The organism is Prescottella sp. GW823-FHT02E09 (assembly GCF_058797375.1).
In genome coordinates this window covers 77,745-90,123 of record NZ_JBXAJP010000009.1, presented here as the reverse complement: position 1 = coordinate 90,123, position 12,379 = coordinate 77,745, and the positions used below count along the sequence as shown (strand labels likewise).

The following is a 12,379-nucleotide window of genomic DNA, read 5'->3' as shown; positions in this document are numbered from 1 at the left end:
CGGACGACGGTGGCAGCGGTCGCACTGGCCGCGCTGTTGCTCGGCACGGCGGGCTGCGCGAATCTGCCGGACTCGTCGACACCGCAGGCGATCGGGACCATCGAGCGTTCGCCGGTCAGCACCAGCGTCGAGGCACCGGCACACGGCCGCGAGCCGGATCTGCTGTTGCGAGACTTCGTCAAGGCCAGCACCGACCCGGCCAATCGGCATCTCGCAGCCCGGCAGTATCTGACCAAGGACATGTCGGCGCGGTGGGACGACGCCGCGAGCGCGACGATCGTCGACAAGATCGACCTCATCCTCGAGTCCCGCACCGCCGACCGGGCGGTCTACACGATTCGTGCCAACCGGGTGGGTCAGCTCGAGCCGGGCGGCCTGTACCAGGCGCAGGAGGGCACGTTCGAGGCCAAGTTCAGCTGGGCCAAGGTGGACGGTGAATGGCGGATCGACGACCTGCCGAACGGCGTGATCATGGACCGTCCGCAGTTCCTCAATGCGTATCAGCGCAAGTCGTTGTACTTCCTCGATCCGACGGCGCAGACGGTCGTTCCCGATCCCCGCTGGATCTCGGCGAGCCCGGACCAGATGGTGACGCAGCTGATCGGTCTGCTCATCGACGGCCCCAAACCGTCGCTGGCCGGTGCGGTGCGCAACGAGTTGGGCGCGGGTGTCTCCGTGCTCGGCACCATCACCAAGGCCGACGGCCGAGCGTCCCAGGTCGGGGTGGGGCTGGGCGGGGTCAGTATCGACTTCCAGGGGCTCGGGCGGATGAACACGCAGTCGCGGGAACTTCTTGCCGCGCAGGTTGTCTGGACGTTGGCGAACGCCGACATCTCCGGTCCGTACGTCCTGCTGGCCGACGGTCAGCCGCTCGACGAGAGGTACCGCGAGGGGTGGACGACGGCGGATGTGGCGTCGTTGAATCCGCTCGCGACGTCCAGCGCCAGCGTCGGCCTGCACGCGCTGCGCGGCGGCGGGCTGGTCTCCGTGAACGACGCGGCCGTCGTGCCGGTCCCCGGGTACTTCGGTGCCTCGGACAACCTCCGGTCGATCGCGCTGTCGCGGGACGGGACGCTCGCGGCGGCGGTGGCCGAGACGCGCCGACCGGCGCCGGAGCCGCAGACCGCGCTGGTCGTGGGCACCTACGACGGAAACGTCGCCACCGCGCTCGAGGCGCAGTCGATCACCCGGCCGTCGTGGGCCTTCGACGGTTCCACCGTGTGGGCCGCGATCAACGGTTCGGCCGTGGTGCGGGTGGTGCGCGAGACCGGCACCGGAAAACTCACGACGACGAACGTCGAGACCGGCGCGATCAGCGCGCTCGGCGGGCCGATCACCGAGCTGCGGTTGTCCCGGGACGGGGTGCGGGCGGCGTTGATCGTCGACGGCAAGGTCTACGTGGCGACGGTGGTGCAGCAGCCGGACGGTGAGTTCTCGCTCACCAACCCGCGCGCGATCGCGCACGGTCTCGGCAGTCCCGCGGTGTCGCTCGACTGGAGCACGGGGGACACGGTGGTCGTGGCCCGTTCCGGGTCGGATGTTCCGGTCGTGCAGCTGGCTGTCGACGGTTCGCGGATGGACTCGTTGCCGAGCCGCAACCTCACCTCGCCGGTGCTGGCGGTGGACGCGACGTCGACCACCGAGTTCGTCGCGGACTCGCGGGCGGTGTTCCAGCTCAACAACAACGACCCGGCCGGCGACCGCTACTGGCGTGAGGTTCCCGGCCTGACCGGGTCGAAGGCGATCCCGGTGCTGCCGGGCTGACCACTGCAACTGCCCGGCGGATTCTGTCGGGGGCGCGGGGCACACTCGGCGGATGCGAGCGCTCCTCGATCTGGTTCTCCCCGCCGAGTGCGGGGGTTGCGGTGAACCCGGCACGGATTGGTGCGATCGGTGCCGGCGTGCCCTGTCCGACGATCCGGTGACGGTGCGCCCGCGGGTCGATCCCGGCGTGCCGGTGTGGGCGCTGGGCCCGTACGGGGGTCCGCGCCGGCGCGCGGTGATCGCGGCGAAGGAACGGGGGCGGCGAGATCTCGCGGCTCCGCTCGGTGCCGCGCTCGCCGACGCGATCGACACGCTGCGGCGCTGGGGTGAGCTGGATCCGCCGCAGTTGGCGCCGCTGTTGCTCGTTCCGGCGCCGAGCCGGGCCCGCACCGCGCGCACGCGTGGTGGCGACCCGGTGCTGCGGTCCGCGCACGCCGCCGCGCGGCTGCTGGAGACGGGTTGCCGGGTCTGTCCGGCACTGTCGATGCGGCGGGGTGTGCGGGATTCCGTCGGGCTGTCGGCGGCGCAGCGCCAGGACAACCTGGCGGGTCGGATTCGCATTTCCGCCGCGCGGCGTGACGAAATCGTCCGGCTCGGTCGAGCGGGTGCCGAAATCGTTCTCGTGGACGACGTCGTCACGACGGGGGCGACCTCGGCCGAGGCGGTTCGGGTGCTCGGATCGGCAGGTGTGCAGGTCGGAGCGGTGCTGGTCGTCGCGGCGGCATGACCGGACAATTCCGGCGACGCGCGGAGGCTGGCGAAACGCCCGGGGAATTCACCGGATCGGGACAGATGTCACAGACGACACACCGGTGAAATATGGCTGAACAGTGGCACACCGAGCGGTTACGTACTAGCGTCGCGTTCACACCCGAAGACACAGGTGGGAGGTGATATTTCACGTTCTGAGCCGGGTGGTTCCCCGCCCGGTCGAGATCGAACTCGCCGGTCTCCATCAATGTGAGCCGGCCGTTTATCGGGAGGTACGAGTGACGACCCCTACGCAAGCCTCGGTTTTCGTCGACGAAGACACCGCCATCGCGGAGGCTCCAAGTACTACGGGCGTGAACAACGCCGAAATCGTCGTCAAAGGACGCAACGTGGAAGTGCCGGAACATTTCCGGGTCTACGTTTCCGAGAAGCTCGCACGACTCGAGCGTTTCGATCCCACCATCTTCCACTTCGACGTGGAACTCCAGCACGAACGTAACCGCCGACAGGCGAAGAGTTGCCAGCGAGTCGAGATCACGGCCCGCGGCAAGGGTCCTGTCGCCCGCGCCGAAGCGAGCGCGGACAGTTTCTACGCGGCATTCGAATCCGTGACTGCCAAGCTGGAAAGTCGATTGCGTCGTACCAAGGATCGCCGCAAGGTCCACTACGGAGAGAAGACTCCGGTATCCGTCGCGCAGGCCACGGCCGCGCTGGCGCAGGACGACTCGCTGGCGATCGATCGCGATTTGTCGCTGGACGGCGAGGCTCCGCCCGGTCCGGGTCAGATCGTGCGCACGAAGGTCCACTCCGCCGAGCCGATGACCGTCGACGACGCGCTGTACGAGATGGAACTGGTCGGGCACGACTTCTATCTGTTCCACGACAAGGAGACCGATCGGCCTTCTGTCGTGTATCGACGCCACGCGTTCGACTACGGGTTGATCCGTCTGGCGTGATGTCGCGGACGGTCGGTCTACTCGCCCGACCGTGATTGCGCATACCATGGGATCCGGCTGGGGTCGCCCGACCTCGGCCGGATTCCGTTTGTCATGTACCTGACGCTGAATTCCTGACACTGGATTGAGGACAAAGAGGACCGTGCCGTCACTGTCGCTATCGAAGCTGCTCCGTGTAGGTGAAGGTCGCATGGTCAAGCGGCTCAAGCACATCGCCGACCATGTCTCCTCCCTCTCTCCCGAGGTCGAGAAACTGTCCGACGAACAACTCCGGGCCAAGACCGACGAGTTCCGGAAGCGTTACGCCGACGGCGAGACGCTCGACGAGATGCTGCCCGAGGCCTTCGCCGCGGCCCGGGAGGCCGCGAGTCGCGTGCTCGGCCAGCGTCACTTCGACGTCCAGGTCATGGGTGGTGCTGCACTGCACTTCGGCAATGTCGCCGAGATGAAGACCGGTGAGGGCAAGACCCTGACCTGTGTGCTGCCCGCGTACCTGAACGCGATCTCCGGGGAGGGCGTGCACGTCGTCACCGTCAACGACTACCTGGCCCGACGCGACTCGGAGTGGATGGGCCGCGTCCACCGGTTCCTGGGACTCGAAGTCGACGTGATCCTGTCCGGCATGACGCCCGCGCAGCGGCGCAAGGCATACGCGGCCGACATCACATACGGCACGAACAACGAGTTCGGTTTCGACTACCTGCGCGACAACATGACGCACACCCTCGACGACCTGGTGCAGCGCGGCCACAACTTCGCCGTCGTCGACGAGGTCGACTCGATCCTCATCGACGAGGCCCGCACGCCGCTCATCATCTCGGGCCCCGCCGACGCGTCCAGCAAGTGGTACAGCGAGTTCGCGCGGATCGCGCCGCTGCTCAAGAAGGACGTCCACTACGAGGTCGACATCCGCAAGCGCACCATCGGTGTGCACGAGGCCGGTGTCGAGTTCGTCGAGGACCAGCTCGGTATCGACAACCTGTACGAGGCCGCGAACTCGCCGCTGGTGAGCTACCTCAACAACGCCATCAAGGCGAAGGAGCTGTACCAGCGCGACAAGGACTACATCGTCCGCGACGGCGACGTCATCATCGTCGACGAGTTCACCGGCCGTGTGCTGGTGGGCCGCCGCTACAACGAGGGCATGCACCAGGCGATCGAGGCCAAGGAGAAGGTCGAGATCCAGGCCGAGAACCAGACCCTCGCCACGATCACGCTGCAGAACTACTTCCGCCTGTACGACAAGCTGTCGGGCATGACGGGTACGGCCGAGACCGAGGCCGCCGAACTGCACCAGACGTACGGCCTGGGCGTCATCCCCATCCCGACCAACCGTCCGCTGCTGCGCGTCGACAACGGCGACCTGATCTACAAGACCGAGGAGGCCAAGTTCGATGCCGTCGTCGACGACGTCGTCGAGCGGCACCAGAACGGTCAGCCGGTCCTGATCGGTACCACCAGCGTCGAGCGCTCGGAGTACCTGTCGAAGCAGTTCACCAAGCGTGGCGTCGTCCACAGTGTGCTCAACGCGAAGTTCCACGAGCAGGAGGCGACGATCGTCGCCGAGGCCGGACGCTCCGGCGCCGTGACCGTCGCGACCAACATGGCCGGCCGTGGTACCGACGTCGTACTCGGCGGCAACCCCGACATCATCGCCGACCTCGTGCTGCGCAAGCAGGGCCTCGATCCGGTGCACAGCCCGGACGAGTACGAGGCCGCGTGGGAAGGTGTCCTCGACAAGGTCAAGGCCGAGGTCAAGGAGGACGCGGAGAAGGTGCGCGCCGCCGGTGGCCTGTACGTGCTCGGCACCGAGCGGCACGAGTCACGTCGTATCGACAACCAGCTGCGCGGTCGTTCCGGCCGGCAGGGCGATCCCGGTGAGTCGCGCTTCTACCTGTCGCTCGGCGACGAGTTGATGCGGCGCTTCAACGGTGCGGCGCTCGAGTCGATCATGACGCGGCTGAACCTGCCCGACGACGTCCCGATCGAGGCGAAGATGGTCTCGAAGGCGATCAAGAGCGCGCAGACACAGGTCGAGCAGCAGAACTACGAGATCCGCAAGAACGTCCTCAAGTACGACGAGGTGATGAACAAGCAGCGCACCGTCATCTACGAGGAGCGTCGCCGCATCCTCGAGGGAGAGGACCTCGAGGGTCAGGTCGAGTCGATGATCACGGACGTGGTCACCGCGTACGTCAACGGCGCCACCGCTGAGGGCTATGTCGAGGACTGGGATCTGGATCAGCTGTGGACGGCCCTGAAGACGTTGTACCCGGTGGGAATCGACCACAAGGAGCTGGTGGGCGCCGCCGAGGCCGGAGAGTCGGACCTGGGTCGTGAGGAGCTGCTCGAGGCGCTGCTGCAGGACGCGCGGGATGCGTATGCCAAGCGCGAGCAGCAGATCGACGAGATCGCCGGTGAGGGCGGCATGCGTGAGCTCGAGCGCCGCGTGATGCTGTCCGTGCTGGACCGCAAGTGGCGCGAGCACCTCTACGAGATGGACTACCTCAAGGAGGGCATCGGCCTGCGCGCGATGGCGCAGCGCGATCCGCTGGTCGAGTACCAGCGCGAGGGCTACGACATGTTCATCGCGATGCTCGACGGCCTCAAGGAGGAGTCGGTCGGGTTCCTCTTCAACCTCCAAGTGGAGGCCGGTGCCCCGCAGGGCGGCGGCTCCCCGGTGAGCGTCACCGCAGCCTCGGCGGCCGCCACGGCCGGCGGTGGTCCGTCGCTGGCCAAGCAGCCCGCACAGCCGCTCCCGTCGCAGCAGGCCGCCCAGGACGCGGCCCGTTCGGCGGCCCCGTCGGCGCTCAAGGCGAAGGGGCTCGACGAGATGCAGCCGCGCGGGCTCACCTTCTCCGGCCCCGCCGAGGACGGCAACGCCCAGATCAGCCGGTCCGCGGACGAGCAGGACGGGGGCGCGGGCACGCGCCGCGAGCGCCGTGAGGCCGCCCGCCAGGATACGAAGGCGAAGAAGGCTCCGCGCTCCAAGCGCAAGCGCTGACGCCGATCTCAGGCGATTCGCAGTGATGTGATCGCCCAGCCGGCCGGGTGTCTGCCGTTGCCGCGTTCGATACGCGCGGCGACGGCGAACACCCGGCTGCCTCGGTTGTAGGTGCCGAACACCTCGAAAACCTCGCACCCGTCGCACCCCTCGAGCCGCGGTGTCGCGTTCGCGTGGACCGGTTGCATTCGGACGCGCGCGAGCGTGGCCGTACCCAGTCGGCTGCCGGCGGGCGACGTGCGCGCGAGTACGTGAACGAGGTCCAGCACGGTCGGGGTGACGATCGAGCGCAGCTGCGCCGGGGCGCGGCGGCGGTCGAGGACCTCGAGCGTCAGACGCAACGCACTCTCGGCGAACCGGCGCGCATCGGGCGGTGCGATCGAATCCGGTCCGATCGACGGGGCTCGGCGCGGGGACCGGCCGTCGTGCGGTGAGCGCGCTGCGGAGCGGACCGATCCGGGACGCGGCGCGGGCGGACACGCCGTGGGCCCGGCGGACTCGGATACGGGTGGTTCGAATTGCGGTGCCCGGGACAGGAACCGGTGCGGTGCGTTCATGATCTGGCCTCTCCAGTATCGCGTTCGCCGGGACGTGGCGGCAGCCGATACACAAGTGTCGACGGGTGCTGCAGGTCGACTCCGCGGAGAGGTACGGAATCTGGCGGACAGCATGGCACGTTCGATTCCGAAAAGCGAGGGGTCCACGCGATCGGATTCGGCCCGGCGCGTGCCGTCCGTGTCGCCAGCGGGGCCCGCGAGTTCTAGGGTGAGCGTGTGCGCGGACTGGTGTTGGACTTCGGCGGGGTGCTGGGGGGACCCGGCGCGGACGCCGACCTGATGGCAGGCGTCGTCCGTAACGCGCGCAGGCGGGGCGTTCGCACCGCGATCCTCAGCAACGATCCCGGCGGTCCGGGGGCTCAGGGACTGCGCGACCTGGCGGGTCCGTTCGTGGACGAGGTCGTGCTGTCGGGTGACGTGGGTATGGCGAAACCGGATCGGCGGATCTACGAATTGACCGCGGCGCGCCTCGGGCTCGCGCCCGTCGAGTGCGTCTTCGTCGACGACCTCGTCGGCAATGTGCGCGCGGCGGCTGCCGCGGGCATGGTGGGGGTGCACCACGTGGACTCGGTGGTGGCCGTGGAAGAGATTGCGATTCTTCTCGATTCGGGGATCCGCCCCGAATCGGACAGTGAGGATCGAGCGGGCGAGGGATCCGAGGGCAGGGGGCGATAGGTGGCCAGGGCGACCAGACTGACGACGCAGGACGCGTCGTTCTACTTTCTCGACGCGAGCAACACTCCGATGCATCTGGGTTCACTCGCGATCCTGCAGCTTCCCGATTCGGGTCTCGACTTCGAGGCCGTGCTCCGGCTCATCGAGAGTCGCCTGCACCTGGTGCCGCGCTATCGACAGAAGGTCCGCGAGGTCGCGTTCGGGCTGGCCCGGCCGGTGTGGGTCGACGATCCCGATTTCGACATCACCTATCACGTCCGACGTTCCGCCGTGCCGTCGCCGGGCACGGACGATCAACTGCACGACCTGGTCGCCCGGTTGACCTCACGGCCGTTGGACACGACCCGGCCGCTGTGGGAGATGTACGTGGTCGAAGGCCTCGCGGACAACCGGTGCGCGGTGTTCACGAAGTCGCATTCGGCGCTGGTCGACGGCGAGACCGCCCTCGAGTTGAGTCAGGTCATCCTGGACGAGGACGATGCACCGGCGGTCGCGAGCGACGATCTGTGGATGGCGGAACCGGCGCCAGGGGAGCCGGCGCTGGTCGCGGCCGCCCTCGCCCAACTGGTCTCGCGGCCCGGCGAGGGGATCGCGACACTGCGAATGACGTTGGGGGACATGGCGTCGGTGGTCGACGAGGCGGTCGACGTGGTCGGGAAGCTCGCTGCCCTGGCCCGCACCGCGGCGCAGCCGGCGCCGTCGAGCCCGCTGAACGCCCCGATCTCCCGCAACCGCCGGTTCGCGGTGGCGCGCACCGATCTCGACCGCTACCGCAAGATCCGCGCCCGCTACGGATGCTCGATCAACGACGTGGTCCTGACGGTGGTGGCGGGTGCGATGCGGAACTGGCTCCTGGCCCGCGGTGAGCCGGTGTCGGAGTCGACCACCCTGCGCGTGCTGGCCCCGATGTCCATCTGCGAGGCGCGGCCGGGAACGGGCGGTGCGAGCGTGATCGAGGTGTGCGACGACGGCGAGGTCGGCCTGCCGCACGGCCGAACGTCGTCGTTCCTGGTGGATCTGCCGGTCGGCGAGCCCAATCCGGTGGTCCGGCTCTCGCACGTCGCGCACGCGACGGAGGCGTTCGCCCGGCAGAGCCGGCAGGTGACGGCCCGGACGATGATCCGGTTGTCCGGGTTCGCGCCCGCGTCCCTGCACGCCCGTGGCGCCCGAGCGGCGAGCAGCCTGTCTCAGCGGATGTTCAACCTCATGGTCACCAACGCGCCGGGACCGCAGATTCCGCTCTACGTGGTGGGGATGCGGATGATCGAGATGTATCCCGTGTCGCCGCTGCTGAAGAATCAGACCCTGAGCATTGCGTTGACGTCGTACGACGGCCACGTCTACTACGGTCTGAATGCGGATCGCGACGCCATGGCCGACGTGGATGTGGTCGCCGCGTCGTTGCACGAGTCTCTCGAGGAGTTGGTGGAAGCCAGTGGCTGAGTCGGAATCGCGGTCGGTACGGACGCAAGAGGCCGGAGGTCGGGCGTGAGGGTCTACATTCCCGCGACCATCCCGATGCTGCGGCAGCTGGTCGCCGAGCGGGAGTTGTCCCCGGTGAGCCGGACCGCGTTCGCGGTGACGCCGACCCTGCGGGAGGCGTATCACTCCGGTGACGACGAGGAGCTCGCCGAGGTGGCCATGGCGGAGGCGGCGCGGGCGTCGCTGCGGCTGATCGCGGCCGCCACACCCGACGCGGGCGAGGGCGATGACGACGGGCGGGACGACGGGGAGAGCGTGCCCTTGCCGCGCCGCGCGGTGATTGCCGCCGACGTCGACGACGTCAAGCTGCGACCCGATCTCGACGACGCGGTGGTGCGTCTCGCGCACGTCCTCTCGCTGTCCCAGGTGGCGTCGGTACACGTCGATCTGGCGGAGGCGGAGTCCGACATCGCGAAGGCGGCAGAGGTGGTCGACGCCGCCGATCTCGGGGATCCGGACGCGGAGTTCGTGCTCGGCGATGCCGAGGATCACGAGCTCGCTTGGTACGCGACACAAGAGCTTCCGTTCCTGCTCGAGCTACTCTGACCGGCGGCGGATCCGCCCGACGAGTCGTTAGCCCGCCTTACTACTCGGCCGTAACTTACGCCACCGTAGGCTCATGCCCTACGCTGGCCGTACGCTCGAAGTGCGAGATGGAGGTCGGATGGGACTGAAGAGCTGGATCGAGGCGCCGGCGGCAAGGGTCGCGGGCTCGGACCGGTCGGTGGCGAACGTGGTGCGCGGTGCCGTCACCCGATTGACCACGCCGTTGCTTCCCGACGACTACCTGCACCTGGTGAACCCCCTGTGGTCCGCGCGTGAACTGCGTGGACGCATCGTCGAGGTCCGGCCCGAGACGGCCGACTCCGCGACGCTGGTGATCAAGCCGGGGTGGGGCTTCGACTTCGAGTACCAGCCCGGCCAGTACGTCGGCATCGGCATCCATGTGGACGGCCGGTGGCACTGGCGGTCCTACTCGCTCACGTCGGCCCCGAACGTCGACCACAAGCTGATCTCGATCACCGTCAAGGCGATGCCCGAGGGCTTCCTGTCGAGTCACCTGGTGACCGGCGTGCCGTCGGGGACGGTCGTGCGCCTGGCCGCGCCCACCGGAAACTTCGCGCTGCCGGAGCCGCCGCCGGAGAAGATCCTGTTCCTCACCGCGGGCAGCGGCATCACCCCGGTGATGTCGATGCTGCGGACGATGAGCCGGCGCGGGGAACTCCCCGACGTCGTCCACATCCACTCGGCGCCCACCGAGGATTCCGTCATGTTCGGCGACGAGCTCGCGGAGCTGCAGAAGGATCACCCCTCGTTCAGTTGCCGGGTCCGGCACACGCGGTCCGAGGGCAAGTTCGCGCTGGCCGAGCTCGATGAGGTGTGCCCCGACTGGCGCGAGCGGCAGACCTGGGCGTGCGGGCCGCTCGGGATGCTCGACGACATCGAGAAGACCTGGGAACGCGAGGGCATCACCCCGAAGCTGCACCTCGAGCGGTTCGCCGTGTCCCGGGCCGATCTGTCCGGTGCCGGCGGCACCGTCACGTTCACCCGGTCGGAGAAGTCGGTCGAGGTGGACGGCGCCACCACCCTGCTCGAGGCGGGGGAGAAGGCCGGCGTGCTGATGCCGTTCGGATGCCGCATGGGCATCTGTCAGACCTGCGTGGTCCCGCTCGCATCGGGTCACGCGGTGGACCTGCGCAACGGCAAGGAGCACGCCGAGGGCGAACGTATCCAGACCTGTATCTCGGCAGCGGCGGGCGATTGCACGCTCGAGGTCTGAGACCTCGTGTGATCCGTCCGGCGGCCGGTCCGACAGGTGTCCGGTTTCCCGTATCGTTGTCGTCAGTACCTGCGTGGTACCCAGTGCCTCGCGTCGGTGACCGACGCCGGTGATCTGATCTACATATTCAACGGAGGACCTCGGTGGCCATTACGGACATCAAAGAGTTCGCCCACCTCACCGACGCCGATATCGACGCCCTCGGGCGCGAGTTGGATGCGATTCGTCGCGACGTCGAGGAGTCCCGGGGCGTACGGGATGCCCGCTACATTCGGCGCACGATCCGGCTGCAGCGTTCGCTCGAACTGTGCGGACGGGCGGCCTTGTTCGGCAGCCGTCACCGTCCGGCCTGGGTGGTGGGCACGACGCTGCTCACGCTCGCGAAGTGCATCGAGAACATGGAACTCGGGCACAACGTCACCCACGGCCAGTGGGACTGGATGAACGATCCGGAGATCCACTCCACGACGTGGGAGTGGGACATGACGGGTCCGTCGGAGCACTGGAAGCGCGCGCACAACTACACCCATCACACCTACACCAACATCGTCGGGATGGACGACGACGTGGGATTCGGCATCCTGCGGATGACGCGCGACGAGAAGTGGCGCCCGATCAACCTGCTGCAGCCGATCGCGAACGTGATCCTGGCGGCGACGTTCGAGTGGGGTATCGCGCTGCACGACCTGTCGGCGCAGAAGCAGCTCGAGGGTGTCGACCCGGCGCAGTGGAATTCGGCGCCCAACAAGCAGTTCGCGGTCAAGATCGTTCGTCAGGTCGGCAAGGACTTCGTGTTGTTCCCCGCGCTGACGGGCCGGGCGTGGAAGCACACCCTCGCTGCGAACGCGACCGCCAACTTCGCACGCAATCTGTGGGCGTACGCGGTGATCTTCTGCGGACATTTCCCGGACGGCGCCGAGAAGTTCACGGTCGAACAGTTCGAGAACGAGACCCGGGCGCAGTGGTATCTGCGGCAGATGCTCGGCAGCGCCAACATCGACGCCGGTCCGGTGATGGCGTTCATGACCGGCAACCTCAGCTACCAGATCGAACACCACCTGTTTCCGGATCTGCCGTCCAACCGGTACTCCGAGATCGCGGTGCGGGTGCGGGCCCTGTGCGACAAGTACGACCTGCCGTACACCTCCGGTCCGCTCGGTCGCCAGTACTTCCTGGCCTTGCGGACGATCCACAAGCTCGCGTTGCCGGACCGCTTCCTCAAGCGGACGTCCGACGATGCGCCGGAGACGTCGTCGGAGCTCAAGTTCCGGCTGAGCGGCTCACGGATCGCCGAGGCGCTGCGGGTCGACGCGGAGACCGGGCAGCACCGTGGCCTGCTGTCGGCGCTGCGTGCGCACGCCGAGGTGCGGGTGGCGAAGCGTCGCGCAAAGCGCCGAAAGTAGGCGGAAGTGACTTACCTCACAGTCATGCGGAGTTAACCTACGGTGTC

General features: G+C 68.0%; 10 protein-coding genes. 9 read left to right on the top strand and 1 reads right to left on the bottom strand.

What is annotated here, in order from left to right:
* Nucleotides 1-9: 9 nt before the first annotated feature.
* The 4 genes from lpqB (at nt 10) to secA (ending at nt 6,435) form a co-directional block, all read left to right on the top strand.
* The gene (gene lpqB, locus AC1RIF_RS21610; RefSeq protein ID WP_492603520.1) at nt 10-1,764 is read left to right on the top strand and encodes an MtrAB system accessory lipoprotein LpqB; all 1,755 of its coding nucleotides are present in this window, start codon (nt 10-12) and stop codon (nt 1,762-1,764) included.
* A 52-nt stretch (nt 1,765-1,816) separates the two neighbouring features.
* A complete protein-coding gene (locus AC1RIF_RS21605) occupies nt 1,817-2,491 on the top strand; it encodes a ComF family protein (RefSeq protein WP_492603414.1) in 675 nt (224 codons plus the stop codon).
* A gap of 262 nt (nt 2,492-2,753) precedes the next feature.
* Nucleotides 2,754-3,431 carry a ribosome hibernation-promoting factor, HPF/YfiA family gene (gene hpf / locus AC1RIF_RS21600; RefSeq protein ID WP_492603413.1) on the top strand — a complete coding sequence of 226 codons (678 nt, stop codon included), beginning with the start codon at nt 2,754-2,756 and terminating at the stop codon, nt 3,429-3,431.
* Nucleotides 3,432-3,621: 190 nt separating this feature from the next.
* Entirely contained in the window at nt 3,622-6,435 is a 2,814-nt protein-coding gene (secA, locus tag AC1RIF_RS21595; RefSeq protein ID WP_492603412.1) for a preprotein translocase subunit SecA, read from the top strand.
* Between the two features lie 8 nt (nt 6,436-6,443).
* On the opposite strand, the gene AC1RIF_RS21590 is transcribed toward secA, so the two are convergent.
* Nucleotides 6,444-6,992 (bottom strand): Rv3235 family protein, encoded by a 549-nt coding sequence (locus AC1RIF_RS21590; RefSeq protein ID WP_492603411.1) that lies wholly within the window; start codon nt 6,990-6,992, stop codon nt 6,444-6,446.
* Nucleotides 6,993-7,208: 216 nt separating this feature from the next.
* Here AC1RIF_RS21590 and AC1RIF_RS21585 point away from each other — a divergent pair, with 216 nt between their 5' ends.
* The 5 genes from AC1RIF_RS21585 to AC1RIF_RS21565 all read left to right on the top strand — a co-directional run bounded on the left by AC1RIF_RS21585 (nt 7,209) and on the right by AC1RIF_RS21565 (nt 12,332).
* Entirely contained in the window at nt 7,209-7,667 is a 459-nt protein-coding gene (locus AC1RIF_RS21585; protein WP_492603410.1) for an HAD-IA family hydrolase, read from the top strand.
* Between the two features lie 69 nt (nt 7,668-7,736).
* A complete protein-coding gene (locus AC1RIF_RS21580) occupies nt 7,737-9,110 on the top strand; it encodes a WS/DGAT/MGAT family O-acyltransferase (RefSeq protein WP_492603519.1) in 1,374 nt (457 codons plus the stop codon).
* A 75-nt stretch (nt 9,111-9,185) separates the two neighbouring features.
* Nucleotides 9,186-9,695, top strand: a complete 510-nt coding sequence (locus AC1RIF_RS21575) for a DUF6912 family protein (protein WP_492603518.1) — start codon at nt 9,186-9,188, stop codon at nt 9,693-9,695.
* A 118-nt stretch (nt 9,696-9,813) separates the two neighbouring features.
* Nucleotides 9,814-10,929, top strand: a complete 1,116-nt coding sequence (locus AC1RIF_RS21570) for a ferredoxin reductase (RefSeq protein ID WP_492603409.1) — start codon at nt 9,814-9,816, stop codon at nt 10,927-10,929.
* 143 nt (nt 10,930-11,072) lie between these two features.
* A complete protein-coding gene (locus AC1RIF_RS21565; protein WP_492603408.1) occupies nt 11,073-12,332 on the top strand; it encodes a fatty acid desaturase family protein in 1,260 nt (419 codons plus the stop codon).
* Nucleotides 12,333-12,379 lie beyond the last annotated feature (47 nt).

Bases quoted from the DNA above. Each gene is read 5' to 3' on its own strand.
- AC1RIF_RS21605 (WP_492603414.1), top strand. From the start codon at position 1,817: ATGCGAGCGCTCCTCGATCTGGTTCTCCCCGCCGAGTGCGGGGGTTGC.
- secA (WP_492603412.1), top strand. From the start codon at position 3,622: ATGGTCAAGCGGCTCAAGCACATCGCCGACCATGTCTCCTCCCTCTCT.
- AC1RIF_RS21590 (WP_492603411.1), bottom strand. From the start codon at position 6,992: ATGAACGCACCGCACCGGTTCCTGTCCCGGGCACCGCAATTCGAACCA.
- AC1RIF_RS21580 (WP_492603519.1), top strand. From the start codon at position 7,737: ATGCATCTGGGTTCACTCGCGATCCTGCAGCTTCCCGATTCGGGTCTC.
- AC1RIF_RS21575 (WP_492603518.1), top strand. From the start codon at position 9,186: ATGCTGCGGCAGCTGGTCGCCGAGCGGGAGTTGTCCCCGGTGAGCCGG.
- AC1RIF_RS21570 (WP_492603409.1), top strand. From the start codon at position 9,814: ATGGGACTGAAGAGCTGGATCGAGGCGCCGGCGGCAAGGGTCGCGGGC.